The following is a 17,875-nucleotide window of genomic DNA, read 5'->3' as shown; positions in this document are numbered from 1 at the left end:
TTTTCAACTGATGATAATGTTGATCATCCTGTCAGTTTATATGCTGCTACCAAAAAAGCTAATGAGTTAATGGCTCATACTTATAGTCATTTATACGGCATTCCCACAACAGGATTACGTTTTTTTACAGTTTATGGCCCTTGGGGTCGTCCTGATATGGCATATTTTTTGTTTACAAAATCAATATTAGAAGACAAACCAATTAAGGTATTTAATTATGGGAAAATGAAACGAGATTTTACCTATATTGATGACATTGTAGAGGGTATTATTCGTGTGATGAATAATATTCCTCAGTCTGAAAATTTATCAGTTCCTTATAAAATCTATAATATTGGTAACAATCAACCTGTAGAACTTGGTCACTTTATAGAAGTGTTAGAAGACTGTATCGGCAAAAAAGCTATTAAAGAGTTTATTCCTATGCAACCAGGAGATGTCCCTATGACTTATGCTGATGTTGACGATCTCATCAAAGATGTTGGGTTTCAACCTAACACGTTATTAGAAACAGGGTTAAAAAAATTTGTTAATTGGTATAGAAATTATTATCATTATTAAACATAGAAATAGATAAATTAACTCTCAAATAAAAATTAATTAAAAAACTTTATGAGTCCTCAAGCCCAAATCGTTATTTTATTATGGCTGCCGATTGTTACATTTATCTTCCTACAATTTTCTCCTAAAAAAGCAGTTATAATAAGCTTTTTAGTTGCGTGGTTATTTTTACCACAAAGGGCAGGTTTTGTTTTTACTGGTATTCCAGATTACACTAGAATATCAGCTACTTGTTATAGTATTTTATTATTGGCTTTTGTTTTTGATGGGAAAAGAATACAGGCTTTTAAATTCAGTTGGCTTGATTTGCCAATGTTGATTTTGTGTATTTGTCCGTTTTTTTCATCTATTGTTAATGGCTTAGGAGCTTATGATGGGCTATCTTCGACCCTTGCCCAAACTGTGAAATTTGGTTTACCCTATTTTCTTGGACGAATTTATCTAAATAGTTTATCAGGTTTAAATCAACTAGCTAAAAGTATATTTATTAGTGGATTGATTTATATGCCTTTATGTCTGTATGAAATCAGGATGAGTCCACAACTTCACAGAATAGTCTACGGTTATTTTGCTCATAGTTTTGCTCAAACGATACGCTACGGTGGCTTTAGACCAACAGTATTTATGATACATGGCCTTGAGGTAGGAATGTGGATGATGGCTGTAACTGTAATCGGAATTTGGTTATGGCAAGCAAAAGTTATTAAAAAAGTCTGGTCTATTCCTATAACTTGGTTAGTTTGTGCTTTAATTATAACATTTATATTAATTAAATCAACTGGGGCTTATTTGTATCTCATTTATGGTGTCTTTATATTATTTGTTGCCAAAAAGTTTCGTCATAGTCTTCCTTTATTAATCCTCATCGTCACTGTATCGTTGTATTTATGTTTTGCTTCTACAGGGAACTTTACCACTCAAAATGCTGAACCTGTATTGTCTGCAATTTCTAGCAATATTTCTGAAGACCGAGCGGGATCTTTAGAATTTAGATTAGAGAACGAAGAACTGTTAGTACAAAAGGCTTTAGAAAGACCTATTTTTGGTTGGGGAGGATGGGGTAGAAGTCGTGTTTATGACTATAATTGGGAGGGAGTGTTAGTTGATATTTCGGTAACCGATAGTCTTTGGATTATAACCTACGGAAGGACTGGAATAGTAGGATTAATTAGTCTTTATGCTGCTTTTTTTATTCCTGTGTCAATTTTTGCCTTAAAACGGTATCCTGCTAAGTTCTGGTTTCATCCTCAAGTTGCACCTACTGCCTCTCTAGTAGTTGTAATTACTTTATATATGTTAGATAATACCCTTAATGCCCAGTTTAATCCAATTTTCACCTTGATTTGTGGAGGTATTACAGGTTTAGTTATTCAAGTTCCCAAAAAACACAAAAAACTCGATAGTCAAGCCAAAAAATTACACTCATCTCTTCCCACAAAACTCTCTCAGTGAAGTAAATATTCTCAGTAGATAATATTACCAATAGATTTTCATTAGTCTGAATTGGATATTATAAAAAGTCTAGGGAACCTTATTAATGATTGTTAATCATGTTCAAAAGGATAAATCACCATGAATAGTAATCCATTCATAATATCAAAACCAACATTTCTAGTAGGTGCTGAACGCTCTGGAACAACACTTTTAAGATTAATGCTATCTCATCATCCTCGCCTTGCTTGGTCATCAGAATTTGAATATGTAGTCGATAAAATCACTGATAACGGTGATTTTCCTGATCTTAATCAATATTATGAATGGTTAGAAACTCTTTTGATATTTCAAGATGTAAGTTTTTTGACTATTGATCCTGAGCTTGACTATATTCAACTGGTTAATAGTTTTTTATGGCAATGGAAGAATCACTATCGCAAAGAATTAGTTGGGGCGACAGTACATCGTCATTTTGATCGGTTATTAAAGATTTGGCCAGATGCAAATTTTATCTATTTAATTAGGGATGCTAGGGATGTTGCACGTTCGTGTATTGGTATGGGATGGTCTGGAAATGTTTGGAAAGGGTTAGATAGATGGTTAGAAGCTGAATATCTCTGGGATCAACTGAAATCTCAACTCTCAACCGATAGATATATAGAAATAACTTACGAAAATTTGATTACCGATCCAGTAACTACTTTAACCAAAATTTGTCACTTTTTAACTTTAGAATATGACCAAAATATGTTGAATTATGCTGGAGACACAACCTACAGTAAACCTGATCCAAAATTAATTAAACAATGGCGACATAAATTATCTGATTATGAGATTAGATTAGTTGAGTCAAGGGCATCGGCTTTATTGAAAGATAGGGGTTATGAATTGAGTGGTTTACCACCCCTTGATGTTACTCCATTCATGGAAAAACAAATAAATTTACAAGATTGGTGGTTTCGGATACAATTTCGGATTAATCGTTATGGTTTATCTTTAGTGTTAGCCGATTATGTTGCTCGAAAACTTAATATTAAACCTTGGCAAAAACAAACCCAAAAACAACTTATTGATATTCAAATGCAGTATCTTAAATAAGAGAGCAATTCATCAATGACTGAGATAATTTTATCAAGGACAAAATAACGTATCTTTAGTATTTCTCCGAGTAACTGGATTAGTTCCTTTTGCTATGTCACATAATTTCTTTTCAGTATCAAGACGCAGTAAAACATCGGTAAAATCTGCCCCGTCAATAACTGCTCCATTAAATAAGGTATTGGTAGCAAAAGCTCCTTCTAAAATAGCATTGGTAAAGTTAACACGAACTAATCTAGCAGACTCTAAATCAGCATATCTTAAATCGGCTCCTTCAAAATTTGCTCCTTCTAAATTAGAGGCAAAAAATCTCACCCCTTGTAAATTAGCATGACTAAAATTACAACCACGTAAATTAGCGTGTTCAAAATCGGAGTCTCGCAAATCTTGACCTGAAAAATCTCGCTCAACTAAGTTTTGTTTAGCATAATTAACACTCCAGGCTGGAGCAACAGGCTCAAAAAAATAAATAATAGTAGATAATAGTAAGATAATGCAAACTGTCAAGATAGTTTTATTATTCTTTATTGTAATCATATTGATAATTTAACTAATCTTATAGTCATTTCCTATTATATCGTAATTTGATGACTGATATTGGCAAAATTGGCGAACAATTTGTGGCTCAATGGTTAATTTCTCAGGGTTGGCAGCTTTTACATGAGCGTTGGCGATCGCCTGGGGGAGAAATTGATATTATTGCCCAACATCACAATAGTAATACTATCATTTTTGTTGAAGTCAAAACAAGGAAACGTGACAACTGGGATCAAGAGGGAATTTTATCTGTTACTCCGAAAAAGCAAGAAAAAATAAGGCAAACAGCTCATTATTTTCTAGGCGAATATCCCCAGTTTTCTAACTTTATTTGTCGTTTCGATGTGGCTTTAGTTAATCATCAACCTTGTTATCAAAGCGCTTCTAACAATAGAAATATCACCATTAAAATAGGAGAACCCATACAATGGCAAGGTTATCAACTAACTTTATTAGAATATATTGAAGCTGCTTTTTAACCTTCTGTCGGGTTGCTGTTACTTAATTTTTCTTCTGGTTGAGGTTGACTTTCAACGGGTTTCTTGACAGTTTTAGGAACAGGACGAGGTTGATAGTATTTGAAATGTTGATAGACAGTTCTGGAAATGTCTTGAATGAGAGAACGTCCGGCTGGATCATTATAAGCTCTCTCAGCAAAAACGGCTCCAATATAACGCTTTCCTGTGGGCATGTCAATAATACCAGCATCCCCGATAATTGTGCCGATATCCCCTGTTTTATGAGCAATATTAGCCTGTTTTTCTAATCCTTGGGGGAGTAAGGTTCTAGTTTTTGTTCCTTCCATAATAGCAATCAAGCGATCGCGGGATCTCGTACTAATTAAATCACCCCTTTCTATCCTTGCCAAAAGTTTAGCTAAATCTTCTGAACTTGTTTTATTGGTTCCTTCTAAATCGGGTAAAATATTGTGGATTTCAGTATGTTTCATGCCCCATTCTTTAAAGCGTTGATTAAGAACTTCTTTGCCACCTATCTGTTTAACTAACATTTCTGTAGCGGTATTATCACTAATAATAATCATTTTTGTTGCGACTTCAATGGCTGGAAATTTCTTATTTTCCTGCATATATTGCATATCTCCTGAACCACTAACCATGACATCTTTAGTCATAGTTAACATTTGATCAAGGTGCATATTTCCTTTATCAACTTCTTGGAAAAAAGCCACTAAAACAGGAATTTTAATGGTACTAGCAGCAGGAATAGGTTGTGTGCCATTATAAGTCACATAAGCCCCATTATCTAGGTCAATAAACCAAGCTTGTGGCTTAACATTAGGATATTTGGCATCAATTTTTTGTATTTTTTCTTTGAGTGCGGTTAATTCTTCACTAACGGGAACGGTTGCCGAACTTTTCGGCGTAACTTTTTCGGGTTTCTCTTCTTTGGTTTCTTCTGGGGACGGTTTAACTAATTGAGAGGCTTTAAAATAAGCTGCTAAGATATCTTGAGGATTAATAATGGTGAGGGTGGTTCCTGCGATCGCACCAATACCAACCCCCATAATACCAATTCGTAAAATATACAAGAAAAGTCGAACTAAGAGGTTAGGGGAACGTTTAGAAGGGTTAGGACGAGATTTTCTCGCTTCTGTGGATAGTTCATTTTTACTATTTCTTCGTGTCCCTGAAACAAGTTTAACTGGTTTCTCATTATGATTAACCCGACGACGTGCTATTTTTTTGGGTTGAGGAGAGGAAATAGAAGAAGTTCGACGCGCCATAATTTCAGCTTATCTATAGTGTCATTGATCTCAGTTATCCCTTGAGACGAAAAAAACCTCCTAGAGTTGCATTAATCCTAAGTTATTTAGATTTAATTTATTTTTAAGCCAAACTGGCTTAAATCAATCTCCATTTCTTTGATCACTTGATTTCCGTCAATAATTCCAATTTTATATCCTTTTTTAAGCTTCTTCTTCAGCAATACCAAAGAATGCTATTCTGTTTATGATGACGTTAGCGATATCTGTATTGTTGTGTTCGGCTAGTTTTTCGAGAAGTTGATAGAGTGCTGGCGAAATACTCAAGTTTAACTGTTCATTATTAGGATGACTTATTGCTATATCAACATATTCAAATTGCAGTAAAAATAAGAGATTGTGTTAATTCTTGGTGTTTTTGGGGAATCATAAACATAACTTAGATGATAATGCCTAATAGTTCAATTGTCTTATGGATACTAGCAACAAATCCGAAAATAGAGTACAAGCTTATTTAAGTGATTCTGTCTATAAAGCTTTTCGTGAATATTATGATACAGAAGGATTAAACGAATCAAAAGCAATGGAGAAGATACTGTCTGATTTTTTATTAAAGAAAAATCAAAGATGTTCTATTGCAAATAATTACCAAGGTAAAATGAAATATTTAGAATCTAGACTTAGCAAAGTAGAGGCTATTATCAAAACGAAAGATTATTTAGACCGAGAAAAAGTTAATACTAATTCTCTTAAAGTAACGAATTAAGATATCAATAAATTAATGAACTACACATTTTATTCAAGAGTAAAATGATCATACAAAATCAACTGCAATTAATCAATTAAGAAATACTAAAATTGATAAAAAATGATACAAACTATTGACTTGACAAAGATAATTGTTAACTTATAAGATGATTTTTCAACAATCTGAAAAAAGACTTAAAAGATTGCAGTATTTGTTGAGAGTTTCCCTAGACTTAAAGAACAAAACACACAAAAGATAAATGATTAGCGATTTATCTTCACAATAGTTAATCATTCAGCTTGCTATACTCACACAATCAATAAAAATTATGGGAAGACTCAGGAAACGTCATGAGAACTCTGGGAAATTATTGTCACAAAAAAGAACCCATGAAACCAAACCATTAAAACGAATTTTGACAAGTTTATTTTTGGGAATTATTAGCTTAGAAACAACCTTACCTTTAGTCGCTTATTCCCGTAATCCTCAAGAAACTATCAATTGCGATATGTTAATCGTGGGAGCTGGTTTAGCCGGTTCTGCTGCAGCCTATGAGGGTTTATTAGCAGGAAAAACCGTTTGCTTAACCGAAATTACTGATTGGGTTGGGGGACAAATTTCAGCACAAGGAACCTCAGCGTTAGACGAAGGAAAACAACAGCGATCGCAACAACATTTCCCTAGAGGATACAATACATTAAGAACTAATATTGCTCGTCTCTACAATCGACAAAACCCTGGAGAATGTTGGGTTAGTGAAAGTTGTTTTCTTCCTTATCATGGTCATCAGTTATTGTATCAACAATTAAAAGAAGCCCAACAATGGGGAAGAGGTACATTAAAATGGTTTCCTTCTACAGTGATTAAAGACGTAGAATTAAGTGAAGATGGAAAGTTAATAAAAAGTGCGATCGCTATTCAACATAGCCCGAAAACGGGAACTGGTCACCTCAACAAAGACCCCCTTTCTAAAACCATTGAAGACGCTTATAGTTACGAAAACTCTCAACGGTTTAACAAGAAAATTATTCGTTTTCAGTCCAAATCTAACAAAGGAAGTCCTAGCGACTGGTTTGTTATAGAAGCCACAGAAACTGGTGAAATCGTCGCTTTAGCAGACGTTCCCTACCGTTTAGGACTGGACCCCCGTAGTCATCTTAACCCCTCTTCTCCCACCGAAAACGGCGATCCCTATTGTGTGCAAGGGTTTACCTATCCCTTCGCCATGCAACGAACCGCAACCCCTCAACCCCAGACCAAACCCTCTTTTTACGAACAGTATGAACCTTACTACGGTTATGACAGCGATCGTAGAATGGCCTATTTTGACTTAATATTTACCTATCGACGCATCTGGAGTAACGAACAAGGGAAATTAGTTAAAGTCGGCCCGATGAAGGTTCATGAACCCACCCCTGGAGACATTTCCATGCAAAACTGGGTATGGGGGAATGATTATCGTCCCGGAACTTCTCAAGATAACTTGGTTTATAGTCGTAGACAACTCGAACAAACGGGACAACTCGAACCCGACGGTTGGAAAGGGGGACTACGTACAGAAGCCTTACGCAAAGGAGAAGAACTCTCTGAGGGGTTTTACCATTGGTTAGTTGCAGGTACTACTGATTCTCGTTTAGGCTATGGGGTTAAACGGCCTCATCCTAACCATAATTTCATGCAAGGGTTAGATTCTCCTATGGGAACCACTCACGGGTTATCGAAATATCCTTATATTCGCGAAGGAAGACGCATTATCGGTAGACCCTCTTACGATCATCCTCAAGGGTTTGCTATCAATGAGATCGATATTTCTACCAAAGATTATTGGCATGATTTTTATCGGACTTCCTTACCCCGTCCGATGTATCAGTTGGTTTGGTCAACCATTGCGGATTTAGAATCAAAATTTGTCACTGCTAACGATCGCCCTTCCTATATGATTACCCGACGCACCCATGCGACAGTTTATCCTGACTCGGTGGGAGTTGCTGACTATATGATTGATTTTCATCCTTGTATGGCTTTATCTCCCCCAGAAACGCGCGGAAACCGCGAACGCCAAGGGGTTCGCGTTGCTCATGGTGGGGCCTATCCGGCACAAATTCCTTTAAGGGCTTTAATTCCGCAAAAAGTGGATAATTTGATTGTATCAGGGAAAAGTATTGCTACCAGTCATATTGCTGCTGCTGCGTATCGGGTACATGGGTTTGAATGGTCTGTGGGTGCTGCCGCCGGAACTTTGGCTAGTTTTTCTCTTGAACAAAGTATTTTACCCTATCAATTAGTGGATAATTTACCCCAACAAGAAGCTAAATTACAACAGTTACGTCGACGGTTAGAAAGTAATGGCAATCCCACAACATTTCCCCGTGACATAATGTTTAGTCTGCGTCGTTAAATTGTAGGGTGGGCAATGCCCACCTTATCTGATCTACCATAGCTTTCGCAATATAATCTTAGAAAATATTGTTAAAATTATCTTACGTTAGATAGGAGTTTAATTAATGAGTTCCATCGACAACATGATAGAAACTGACGAAAACAATAACATGACAAACCTGTATGAAACAGATTTTATAAAGTGGACGATTAAACAAGCTCAAGCATTAAATGATCATAATATAAAAGCTCTTGATTGGAATAACTTAAAAGAGGAGATAGAAGACTTGGGAAAAGAGCAAATTAATGCAGTCCATAGCTTTCTAAAACAAATTATAATACACAGATTAAAACTAGACTATACTAACGAGATTCTATCACGGGGACATTGGATAGATGAAATTGACGATTTTCAAGACGAAATTGAGAGAAGATTAACTAAAACTTTGTTAAATAAAATCAATCTTGAACCTGAATATGAGCGAGCAAAGCGTAAGGTCTTAAAATCATATAAGATTAACTTACCTGATCAATGTCCTTATACTTTTGAAGATTTAATGACGAGATTACCAGGTAATTAATTTTATTGATTACCAGTTATGATTGTTATCCATTTCTGTTTTAAGAATTTCAACATATCTAATTAAAAAATCTTCAGCAAAATAAGGTTTAGGCATTTTAGACTGTAAATAGTCAAACCCTCCACTTGCATAAGCATTCATTTTATCCATTCCGTCATCAGTTAAACTTGTAAAACGATTAGTAGGATCAATTAAGTCTTTTAAAATTTTTTTAGCCTGATTTTTATCATCTAAAGTTAAACTTTTATCTGATAACTCGGCTTGTATTAATAACCCAATAATTAAGTTTTGTTGACGTTCATGCTGTTTCACAAATCTATCAACAAAATCAGCAGAATGACTGGGATCAGGGGTACTCTTATTTTTTGACGCTAATCCCATCATTAAACATAGATAGTATAAATCAAAGTCAGTATTGATAGGAGGAGTATCCTTGGTTGGTTTTTTAATCTTAGAAAACCACTCCCTTGCCTCGTGACGCATTCTAAATGATTTAGCCATAGGAATTACCTCTTTTTAATAGTGTAATAAATCGAAATTATTAAAATATTCTTTACCTTCAATAATGACACAATTTTTATTATCAATTACGCCTTTTGACGGTAAAGCTTGTTCTAATTGTTTAGTGGTTTCTGTTTTACGAAATACAGTCAAAAACTTGATATTATCTGCATTATTAGCTAAGGTATACGTAAACCCTTCTCGTTCCGAAGAAATAGTAAAAGCAATAAACTGTTTACATAAACTAGGGATTATTTGACCGATTTCTCGTCTCACAGTAATATCAATAGAGTTTGCTGGACTATCTACTAATAATGGAAATTGATGTTGTCCTTCTGATAATAAAGTTGTCAGAAAAATATAACCTACTGATAAAGTTTGTCCCATACTTGCCGCTTTTTGTCCTTTTAATGTAATTGAGTGGTTAATATCACTAATGGAAATGGGATCACGGTACAATATTTTTTCTAATTTTTGATTACATTTATTACGGATAGATTCTCTTAGGTTATTATTTGCTTTTGTTTTCGCAAGTTTGAGAATCTTTTGTAAAATCTCTTTTTTCTGACGCATTTCTATGGTATTAGAAATTTCAGCAAGTTTTATTTCTTCGTCTTCCAACCATTGTTTTAATGCTTTTAAACAATTAGTTTTTTCGTAATATTTTTGGTCATCACGATGACTAGGTTCTCTTTCAATTTCTTCTAATTCTGACTCAATCCTATTTTTTTCTTTAGTTTTCTTATCAAGTTCTTCTTTCCATTCTTTAACTTCGTTATTACCATTATTAATCATTTCTTGTTTTAAATACTCAATCTCATCATCAATCAACTGTTGATAGTCCTTAATATCTTGTAAATTATCAACACTGTTTTTAAAACTCTTCTCAGTTCCATTATCATCTGATAATAAATCTCTCTTAATATCCGACTTTAAACTATTTAAAAATCCTGCAGTTTCATTAGAGAGATACAAATTAGCACGTTGTTTAATTATTTCTCTTATTTCGTCATTTAATTCCCGACCGCAAATACAATCTTTTTCATTACAAAGATCAATAAAAAATTGACGCGATGCTTTTTCAGGCAATTCAGCTTTATCAAATTTATCTTTTAATTCAATCAGTGACTCTCTAAATTTTAGATGTAATAATTGAGGTTTTCTTATTTTATCCATCAACTCAGCAACATCCGTTTTTACTTTTTCATTAGCATAAATTAAATCTTTTTCTTTTTGTTCTAATTTTTCATGAAGATGTTGATTTTGACTTAAATAATAGTTTATTTTTGACTCTAAATCTTCTATAGAATAACTGGGAAGACTATCAACGATTCCTTCTTCAAAATTAAACATTAATTTAAAGGTCAAAAATTCGTTATCAATCTGTAAGTTCAAGGTAAATGATCCTTGAGGATTATTATCTCCGTGACGACGATAACTTTTAATTTTTTCTGCATCCCAATTACTTAATTCTCGTGTCAAAGCAGCACGAATTAAGCTTAAAATTGTGGTTTTTCCTGTACCATTTGGCATTTGGATTAAAGCAACATGGGCAGGGTTTTCACCAGACATTAAATTGATTTCCATATCTGGACATCTTAACCCTTTACATTCCCAACTAATAATTTCAATCTTCATAAGAATTTTCTATTTTTATTGACTCATAAATTAATTCTAGTCTTTGTGCTTTATCACTATCAGATAAAGTATTTTTATTGATAGCTTCCAGCCAAGAAATGATTTGTCTAGAAACTGAGTCATCTTGACTCATTTCTTCAACAGAATCCTCAATTGCTTTTTTAATTTCAGGTTCAATAGACATCGCTATTTATCCTCCTAGTTTGTGATAATTCAGTTAACCAGAGATAACGCTCTTCATCAGCACTTAATCTATCTTTTGTTTCCTCATCATCAACAACAAAATCAATAATTGTTGCTTTTTTATCAGGATTTTTTGGATCAGTGCGGAGACAACGACCAATTCTTTGTATAGTTTCTAATTTCGCTCTTGCTGATGAAAATAGAATAACATTTTTTAGGCTTTTAATATCAATTCCTTGAGAAATTCTATGACAAGCAATTAAACAATCAATCTCTCCTTTTGCAAATGCTTTAAGATAAGTTGGATCTTCCCCTGAGTAGTAAGTACGATAACGATGAGTATATTTGTGAATAGTCTTTAAAAGTTGATCTCCGTACCATTTTTCTTCAACAAAAATAATGGTTGACCTGAGAATCTCAGGATGACTTTCCCCATAATTAGCAAATATTTCTGGTTTTTGTTCAGCCAGTTTATAAACCTTAGAAAGTGCAGTCCATACTTCTTCCTTTGTCATGGGATTTCCTTCTTTTTCTCTAGCTGCTTTTTGTTTATAAACTTGCTCCCGTCTCTCCTTATCCACATCGGTTAATTGATACCTCAAAGGGATATAATTAAACTCACAAAGAATTCCCCTTTCAATAGCTTCTTTTAGTCCAAATTGAAAAAATACTTCTCCAATTTCTTCAAAAATAAAGTCGGTACCTTCTTGATCATATTCTCTTTCTGGTGTCGCACTCAACCCTAAATGATAACCAAAATTTTGATGTTTACCTTGCAAGTTTTTACAGTTTTCTGGACTGCCCAAACCATGAACTTCATCATGAATAATTATTATTCTTTGTTTTTCATCATCTTCAATCTGATTTAATAGTTTACTAAGATTTTGACGAGAAATAATGATAACAGCTTTGTGATGATTGTTAATAAATTTTTCTAATTCGTGATTATTTTTATAGTGTTTAAATACCCGAAACTTCTCTTCTCGTTGAATTGCCCAACCTAGCATTTCTTGTGACCATTGATCTAACAAATCATTCCCATCTGTACTAATAATAATACTATCAATTTTATTCTCATTACCTAGTTTGGTTAAAATTTTAATACTGGTTCGTGTTTTACCGGTTCCTGTGGCCATTTCTAAAACACCATGATGCACTTTTAAGAATTTTTGTACCGCTTCTTCTTGGTGTTGCCAACGCTGATCTTTTTCTACAGTTTGTGAAATCTTTTTAAACTGATGTGACTTATTGGTGTTAGAATATAGAGGATTATAATTAGGGGCATAATCTTTAATAAATTTAATGGTTTGCTGAGAGAGAGAAAGGGTTTTTAAACCTGTAGCTTTTCCTAACCAAGCTTCCTCAAATTCCTCGATTTTAATGTCAATTCTTTCTTGATCTGCCGTTATCCAACTCCGATAAACATCAATAGATTCATAATTAAAATTATAACCATTTACAGACTCATTAGCTGAACCCGTAAAAGCGATCGCATCTCCCCAAGGAAAGTCAAAAATTCCAATTTTTTTATGAAACAATCCTACTTGTTCTAAATGTTGCGGAAAAGCAAATTTCAAGATTAATCTATCATTAGCTATCATCCAAGCTAATAACTTTTGTCTCATTTCAAAATCATCATTATTTAGTGCATCTCGTACAATCTGATCAGCAATAATTTGTCTGAGTTTCTTTCTTTCCTTTTCATCAGTCACTATCTTCAAGGTTTTTTTATCTTCCTCTGATAACTCAGGAGAAATAATTAATTTAACCGTCACATTGTCTAAAATAAGATGAGCAATAGCATTATTCCAACTTAACAAAGCACTGCTGGAAAAATACCCTACAGCACGACGATATTGACAACAATATTTAAGACAAGGGGTAAAAAAATCTTGACCTAAATTAGCTTTACCACTGCGATAATGGCTATTAATATTTCGGATAAACTCTTTCCCTTGTTTATTCCAAGGAAACTGATGATCTATGATTGAGGAATTGAACATAGAATGCAACTATAATTTTCTTTAGCATTCCCAAAAATTCCTAATCTGTATCATCACAAAAGTAAAAAATCTTACTCACCCCCTAACAGTTGTCTAGTAAACTGTTGAAAATAACAATTTTTTGAATGACTTGTTTTTCTTTTCAAAACGATGTTGCAAGCGCATGCCTTTTCCATTGTGTATATAATATCATGTCAAGTCAAGAAAAAGCAAGTATTTTTAACATTAATTAGCAATATATTTTACTCTTCTTCTCCCCACTTTTTCTTAGGTTTTTCAGCAGCACGTAATGACTTTTTAGACTTCATGTTATAAGTTGAGGGTAACAATTCTAGTTGTTGAGGTTTCGGTGTTTTTGTTCCTTCCTTTCTCCGTTGTGATATTCTTTCCTCACTGGTGTCTTCTGCCACAATTTCATAAAGGGTTGCTAACTTATTTTTTCCCTTTCCTTTCCGTAAAATACGACCCAATCTTTGAACATATTCCCGTGCCGAACTGGTTCCCGATATAATAATAGCAACCTTAACCTCCGGCACATCAACCCCTTCATTTAAAACATGGGAAGTGACTAAACTTTTATAAATACCTTCTCGAAATCTGGTTAAAATGTCATGACGTTCTTTTACTGGGGTTTGATGGGTAATCGCCGGGATTAAAAATTCTTGAGAAATACGATAAACTGTCGCATTATCATTGGTAAAAATTAATAATGAATCTTGATGATGTTCACAAACTAATTCCGCCAAGACTCTTAATTTTCCTTCTGTACCTGCTGCAATTTCCTTTGCTTCTCGATGGGCTAACATTGCCCGTCTTCCTGCTGGACTTCTCGCACTGGCTTTGACAAAAATTTGCCAGCCATTTAAACTCCCTAAAGAAATATTAGACTTGCGTAAAAAATCATTACGAATTTGTATTGCCTTATCATAACTTTTTCGTTCTGTTTGTGATAGTTTAACCTTAATTTCTATGACTTCATGATCCGCTAACGTTCCCCCCGCAAGTTCTTTAACTCCCTTGCGATAAACTACCTCACCAATTAAACTATCTAAGTCACGATGGCTACCATCAGCCCTTTCTGGGGTGGCAGTCAAGCCTAAACGATAGGGAGAAATAGCGTATTCGGCAATAACACGAAAAAAATCAGTAGGAAGATGGTGACATTCATCGAATATTTGTAATGCGTAGCGATTTCCTAACGTTTCTGCGTGAATAGCTGCACTGTTGTAAGTGGCAATTAAAATAGGACTGCGATCGCGTGATCCTCCTCCTAATAACCCTACCTCAATGTCAGGAAAGGCCGCGCTCATTTGAGCATACCATTGGTGCATTAAATCCAAGGTGGGTACTATAATCAAAGTAGTGCGAGGCGTAGCTATCATGGCTAACTGGGCTAAATAGGTCTTTCCTGCAGCCGTGGGCAACACAACCACTCCTTTACGTCCTGAATGTTTCCAAGCCTCTAAAGCTTCCGTTTGATGGGGATAAGGTTCCCTTTCAAAACTAGGGGTTAGGTTTAAAGGAAAGAATTCTTTCGCCTCATCAATCAAGCTAAGGTTATTTGCTTGAAGGATTTCAATTAAAGTCCGATAGTAAATAGCCGGAACCCGAAACTGCTCAATGCGGTCATCCCAGGTAGCAAAATCAATCCAAGCTTTACCTTTTGGGGGTGGATGTAAAATTAAAGTACCGCGATCGTATTTTAGTTTACTGGGTCGTGCCATGTAACAATTTAGCTTTAGATAGTTAGGTTGCGATTATCTTTTCAATCTTGACATACAAAATTCAGTCATCTCACCATAACTAAACATTAGACAGAACGGCACCTTTATTTTCCGATTGCATCTTATCACAAGTGTCTGTAAAGGGGCAACTTCGTTGTTAAAATTTTGCTAATTTCAGTGATTAGGGCAGCTTTCATAAGATTTCAAAAACTTATAAATAATTTAAAAAATTAAAATATTTTTCATTAATTTTATTTATATAAAAGATCGGGCAGGCTAAATATAACTAGAGTTTTTATTATTTTAAATAAAATTAAATGTATTTGATTGATTTAATGAGCCGATGAAAAAGGTTGAGTTTTTCTAACAGTTAACCCAACCTATTGTTTAATTTAGTTTAATTTCTTGTGGATTTGAAGGAAAAGCTTTATAATCCTCATTAACATAGCTTAATCTTCGTGATCTTCAAAAGGATCACTTAACTGAGCAGATGGGGGTCCAAATGCCGTGTAAATGGCAAATCCAGTAATGACAAGAAGAATTGAGCCAATAGCGATACTTAAAGCAGTTGCAGGTTCCATAGGATTTTTAAAAGATAATATCGATCATCTTAAATATTATAATTAAAAATTGTAACCATATCTATCAATTCTATCTCAGTTTTTACCCCAACCCCTTGAAATCAGTCAAATTTTTATCTACTAAATTATTCTGAGACATTCAGTAGAAACCGAAATTTATGTCCTCTGTCATTCAAGTTACTTTACCCCATACCAGTTACAATATTGTCATTGATCCCAATAGCTTAGGGACTATAGGTCGATATTTGGATTCACTTCAGTTAGGTCAGAAAGTCATGGTAATTTCTAATCCAGAGATTTTTAATTACTATGGTAAAACTGTTATTAATTCACTCAAAAAAACAGGGTTTGAAGTATTTTCTCATTTAATTCCACCAGGAGAAACTTACAAAACTTTAGATAGTATTTCTCAAGTTTATGATGTTGCTCTAAAATATCGTCTAGAACGCTCGTCTACCTTGTTGGCCTTGGGAGGTGGAGTCATAGGAGATATGACGGGGTTTGCTGCAGCCACTTGGTTAAGAGGCATTAATTTTGTTCAAGTTCCTACCTCCTTATTAGCTATGGTAGACGCTTCCATTGGAGGAAAAACAGGGGTAAATCATCCTCAAGGAAAAAATTTAATAGGTGCTTTTTATCAACCCCGTTTAGTATTTATTGATCCGATGGTATTAAAAACATTACCAGTCAGAGAATTTAGAGCAGGAATGGCAGAAGTTATTAAATATGGAGTAATTTGGAATCAAGATTTATTTAATCAGTTAGAAGCACAAAAAAACTTAGATAGTTTAGATAATATCAATTTAGAGATATTACAAGAAATTATCAAAAAATCTTGTCAAGCAAAAGTAGATGTGGTTAATCAAGACGAAAAAGAAGCAGGACTGAGAGCTATTCTAAACTATGGCCATACTATTGGTCACGCAATAGAAAGCTTAACAGGTTATAGTCAAATTAATCATGGAGAAGCAGTGGCAATCGGTATGGTGGCAGCAGGAAAAATAGCAGTAAAATCAGGGATGTGGACGAAAGAAATGTCTCAAAGACAAGATGATTTGATCAAAAAAGCTGCTTTGCCAGAGAGCATAGATAAAAGTTTGAAATCCCAAAAAATTATAGAAACCTTGCAGTTAGATAAAAAAGTAAAAGCTGGAAAAGTTAGATTCATTTTACCAACAAATATTGGGAAAGTTGATATTAAAGAAGAGATACCCTCTGAAGTGATTAACACAGTATTAGAAGAAATGAAAAGAACCTGATAATCTACCTAGACAATATGCTAATGTGAAGGTAGCAAGAAGCAACTCGCAGTATCCAAATCATTAAATTAAATTTGTTGCAAGAGAGACAAAATTCAAGAAGAAGACTTATAATTAAACAAAGTCGGTTCTCAGGCAATTGCCTTAGTTACCGCAAACGGTAGAATCGATAAGGTTTCGCCGTGAATGTGTAACTTAATAGAAATACCATTTTTAACCTAATCTAAAAGGATATGATTCAATCGCGATCGCTAGATTATAATCTATCAAGTAAGCGTCCCTCAGAAATTTACGCCACCGCCAAAAACATAGTACCAATGGTGGTAGAACAGTCTGGTGTAGGGGAAAGAGCCTTTGATATCTATTCAAGATTGTTACGAGAAAGGATTGTCTTCTTAGGAACTCCCGTAGATGATCAAGTAGCTGATTCGATCGTAGCGCAACTGTTGTTTTTGGATGCAGAAGACCCTGAAAAAGACATTCAAATATATATTAACTCACCAGGAGGCTCGGTCTATGCAGGATTAGCTATTTATGATACCATGCAGCAAATACGTCCTGATGTAGTTACCATTTGCTTTGGACTAGCAGCTAGTATGGGAGCCTTTTTACTCTCAGGAGGAACAAAAGGTAAGCGCATGGCTTTACCCAGTTCTCGGATTATGATTCATCAACCCCTAGGGGGCGCACAAGGTCAAGCCGTAGAAATTGAAATTCAAGCTAAAGAAATTCTCTACATCAAAAAACGGCTGAACGATATGCTGGCTGAGCATACGGGACAACCCTATGACAAAATTGCTACTGATACAGAACGAGACTTTTTTATGTCAGCCCAAGAAGCAGTGGATTATGGTTTGATTGATAAAGTCATTTCTCGACCAGATTTGTCCGATCCCACTGTCCCTGTAACCTCACTCAACTAACT

At 34.5% G+C, this 17,875-nt stretch carries 17 protein-coding genes; 9 read left to right on the top strand and 8 right to left on the bottom strand.

Annotated elements, in window-relative coordinates; translation table 11 throughout:
- The 3 genes from CY0110_RS18095 to CY0110_RS18085 form a co-directional block, all read left to right on the top strand.
- The coding region (locus CY0110_RS18095) for an NAD-dependent epimerase/dehydratase family protein (RefSeq protein ID WP_008276964.1) at positions 1 to 561 on the top strand (561 nt) is incomplete at its 5' end.
- A 51-nt stretch (positions 562 to 612) separates the two neighbouring features.
- The gene (locus CY0110_RS18090) at positions 613 to 2,013 is read left to right on the top strand and encodes an O-antigen ligase family protein (protein ID WP_008276963.1); all 1,401 of its coding nucleotides are present in this window, start codon (positions 613 to 615) and stop codon (positions 2,011 to 2,013) included.
- 120 nt (positions 2,014 to 2,133) lie between these two features.
- A complete protein-coding gene (locus CY0110_RS18085; protein WP_035799892.1) occupies positions 2,134 to 3,093 on the top strand; it encodes a sulfotransferase family protein in 960 nt (319 codons plus the stop codon).
- A gap of 33 nt (positions 3,094 to 3,126) precedes the next feature.
- On the opposite strand, the gene CY0110_RS18080 is transcribed toward CY0110_RS18085, so the two are convergent.
- The gene (locus CY0110_RS18080) at positions 3,127 to 3,630 is read right to left on the bottom strand and encodes a pentapeptide repeat-containing protein (protein WP_008276961.1); all 504 of its coding nucleotides are present in this window, start codon (positions 3,628 to 3,630) and stop codon (positions 3,127 to 3,129) included.
- 50 nt (positions 3,631 to 3,680) lie between these two features.
- On the opposite strand from CY0110_RS18080, the gene CY0110_RS18075 reads away from it, so the two are divergent.
- On the top strand, positions 3,681 to 4,109 hold the full coding sequence (locus CY0110_RS18075; RefSeq protein WP_008276960.1) for a YraN family protein: 429 nt from the start codon (positions 3,681 to 3,683) through the stop codon (positions 4,107 to 4,109).
- Here the strand turns inward: CY0110_RS18075 and CY0110_RS18070 are convergent.
- On the bottom strand, positions 4,106 to 5,374 hold the full coding sequence (locus tag CY0110_RS18070) for a serine hydrolase (protein WP_008276959.1): 1,269 nt from the start codon (positions 5,372 to 5,374) through the stop codon (positions 4,106 to 4,108). The two genes, CY0110_RS18075 and CY0110_RS18070, sit on opposite strands and share 4 nt — an antisense overlap.
- Positions 5,375 to 5,825: 451 nt before the next feature.
- On the opposite strand from CY0110_RS18070, the gene CY0110_RS18065 reads away from it, so the two are divergent.
- From CY0110_RS18065 to CY0110_RS18055, 3 genes are all read left to right on the top strand, one after another.
- Positions 5,826 to 6,119 (top strand): hypothetical protein, encoded by a 294-nt coding sequence (locus tag CY0110_RS18065; RefSeq protein ID WP_008276958.1) that lies wholly within the window; start codon positions 5,826 to 5,828, stop codon positions 6,117 to 6,119.
- Positions 6,120 to 6,429: 310 nt separating this feature from the next.
- Positions 6,430 to 8,499: an FAD-dependent oxidoreductase gene (locus CY0110_RS18060; RefSeq protein ID WP_008276957.1), complete on the top strand. Its 2,070-nt coding sequence runs from the start codon at positions 6,430 to 6,432 to the stop codon at positions 8,497 to 8,499.
- A 106-nt stretch (positions 8,500 to 8,605) separates the two neighbouring features.
- Complete coding sequence (locus CY0110_RS18055) at positions 8,606 to 9,061, top strand: DUF29 domain-containing protein (RefSeq protein ID WP_008276956.1); 456 nt, start codon at positions 8,606 to 8,608, stop codon at positions 9,059 to 9,061.
- Between the two features lie 9 nt (positions 9,062 to 9,070).
- Here CY0110_RS18055 and CY0110_RS18050 read toward each other — a convergent pair whose 3' ends face one another.
- The 6 genes from CY0110_RS18050 to psbN form a co-directional block, all read right to left on the bottom strand.
- Entirely contained in the window at positions 9,071 to 9,562 is a 492-nt protein-coding gene (locus tag CY0110_RS18050; RefSeq protein WP_157464610.1) for a hypothetical protein, read from the bottom strand.
- Positions 9,563 to 9,577: 15 nt separating this feature from the next.
- Complete coding sequence (locus CY0110_RS18045; RefSeq protein WP_008276954.1) at positions 9,578 to 11,200, bottom strand: AAA family ATPase; 1,623 nt, start codon at positions 11,198 to 11,200, stop codon at positions 9,578 to 9,580.
- Complete coding sequence (locus CY0110_RS18040; protein ID WP_008276953.1) at positions 11,190 to 11,384, bottom strand: CxC ATPase DNA modification system associated small protein; 195 nt, start codon at positions 11,382 to 11,384, stop codon at positions 11,190 to 11,192. Before CY0110_RS18040 ends, CY0110_RS18045 begins: the two co-directional genes overlap by 11 nt.
- The gene (locus tag CY0110_RS18035) at positions 11,374 to 13,386 is read right to left on the bottom strand and encodes a DEAD/DEAH box helicase family protein (RefSeq protein WP_008276952.1); all 2,013 of its coding nucleotides are present in this window, start codon (positions 13,384 to 13,386) and stop codon (positions 11,374 to 11,376) included. The genes CY0110_RS18040 and CY0110_RS18035 overlap by 11 nt, the downstream gene beginning before the upstream one ends.
- Positions 13,387 to 13,628: 242 nt before the next feature.
- On the bottom strand, positions 13,629 to 15,110 hold the full coding sequence (locus CY0110_RS18030) for a DEAD/DEAH box helicase (protein WP_008276951.1): 1,482 nt from the start codon (positions 15,108 to 15,110) through the stop codon (positions 13,629 to 13,631).
- Positions 15,111 to 15,559: 449 nt separating this feature from the next.
- Positions 15,560 to 15,691: a photosystem II reaction center protein PsbN gene (psbN, locus tag CY0110_RS18025; RefSeq protein WP_008276950.1), complete on the bottom strand. Its 132-nt coding sequence runs from the start codon at positions 15,689 to 15,691 to the stop codon at positions 15,560 to 15,562.
- A gap of 158 nt (positions 15,692 to 15,849) precedes the next feature.
- Between psbN and aroB the strand changes: the two genes are divergently transcribed.
- Together aroB and clpP are read left to right on the top strand one after the other, a co-directional pair.
- Positions 15,850 to 16,950 (top strand): 3-dehydroquinate synthase, encoded by a 1,101-nt coding sequence (gene aroB, locus CY0110_RS18020; protein ID WP_008276949.1) that lies wholly within the window; start codon positions 15,850 to 15,852, stop codon positions 16,948 to 16,950.
- Positions 16,951 to 17,183: 233 nt separating this feature from the next.
- Positions 17,184 to 17,873 carry an ATP-dependent Clp endopeptidase proteolytic subunit ClpP gene (gene clpP / locus CY0110_RS18015; RefSeq protein WP_035799886.1) on the top strand — a complete coding sequence of 230 codons (690 nt, stop codon included), beginning with the start codon at positions 17,184 to 17,186 and terminating at the stop codon, positions 17,871 to 17,873.
- Positions 17,874 to 17,875 lie beyond the last annotated feature (2 nt).

The organism is Crocosphaera chwakensis CCY0110, from assembly GCF_000169335.1.
Lineage (GTDB): Bacteria > Cyanobacteriota > Cyanobacteriia > Cyanobacteriales > Microcystaceae > Crocosphaera > Crocosphaera chwakensis.
This window is presented reverse-complemented; position numbering and strand designations above follow the sequence as displayed.

What these genes read in the sequence shown, in the direction of transcription:
- CY0110_RS18090 (WP_008276963.1), top strand. Translation starts at nt 613, where the DNA reads ATGAGTCCTCAAGCCCAAATCGTTATTTTATTATGGCTGCCGATTGTT.
- CY0110_RS18085 (WP_035799892.1), top strand. Translation starts at nt 2,134, where the DNA reads ATGAATAGTAATCCATTCATAATATCAAAACCAACATTTCTAGTAGGT.
- CY0110_RS18080 (WP_008276961.1), bottom strand. Translation starts at nt 3,630, where the DNA reads ATGATTACAATAAAGAATAATAAAACTATCTTGACAGTTTGCATTATC.
- CY0110_RS18075 (WP_008276960.1), top strand. Translation starts at nt 3,681, where the DNA reads ATGACTGATATTGGCAAAATTGGCGAACAATTTGTGGCTCAATGGTTA.
- CY0110_RS18070 (WP_008276959.1), bottom strand. Translation starts at nt 5,374, where the DNA reads ATGGCGCGTCGAACTTCTTCTATTTCCTCTCCTCAACCCAAAAAAATA.
- CY0110_RS18065 (WP_008276958.1), top strand. Translation starts at nt 5,826, where the DNA reads ATGGATACTAGCAACAAATCCGAAAATAGAGTACAAGCTTATTTAAGT.
- CY0110_RS18060 (WP_008276957.1), top strand. Translation starts at nt 6,430, where the DNA reads ATGGGAAGACTCAGGAAACGTCATGAGAACTCTGGGAAATTATTGTCA.
- CY0110_RS18055 (WP_008276956.1), top strand. Translation starts at nt 8,606, where the DNA reads ATGAGTTCCATCGACAACATGATAGAAACTGACGAAAACAATAACATG.
- CY0110_RS18050 (WP_157464610.1), bottom strand. Translation starts at nt 9,562, where the DNA reads ATGGCTAAATCATTTAGAATGCGTCACGAGGCAAGGGAGTGGTTTTCT.
- CY0110_RS18045 (WP_008276954.1), bottom strand. Translation starts at nt 11,200, where the DNA reads ATGAAGATTGAAATTATTAGTTGGGAATGTAAAGGGTTAAGATGTCCA.
- CY0110_RS18040 (WP_008276953.1), bottom strand. Translation starts at nt 11,384, where the DNA reads ATGTCTATTGAACCTGAAATTAAAAAAGCAATTGAGGATTCTGTTGAA.
- CY0110_RS18035 (WP_008276952.1), bottom strand. Translation starts at nt 13,386, where the DNA reads ATGTTCAATTCCTCAATCATAGATCATCAGTTTCCTTGGAATAAACAA.
- CY0110_RS18030 (WP_008276951.1), bottom strand. Translation starts at nt 15,110, where the DNA reads ATGGCACGACCCAGTAAACTAAAATACGATCGCGGTACTTTAATTTTA.
- psbN (WP_008276950.1), bottom strand. Translation starts at nt 15,691, where the DNA reads ATGGAACCTGCAACTGCTTTAAGTATCGCTATTGGCTCAATTCTTCTT.
- aroB (WP_008276949.1), top strand. Translation starts at nt 15,850, where the DNA reads ATGTCCTCTGTCATTCAAGTTACTTTACCCCATACCAGTTACAATATT.
- clpP (WP_035799886.1), top strand. Translation starts at nt 17,184, where the DNA reads ATGATTCAATCGCGATCGCTAGATTATAATCTATCAAGTAAGCGTCCC.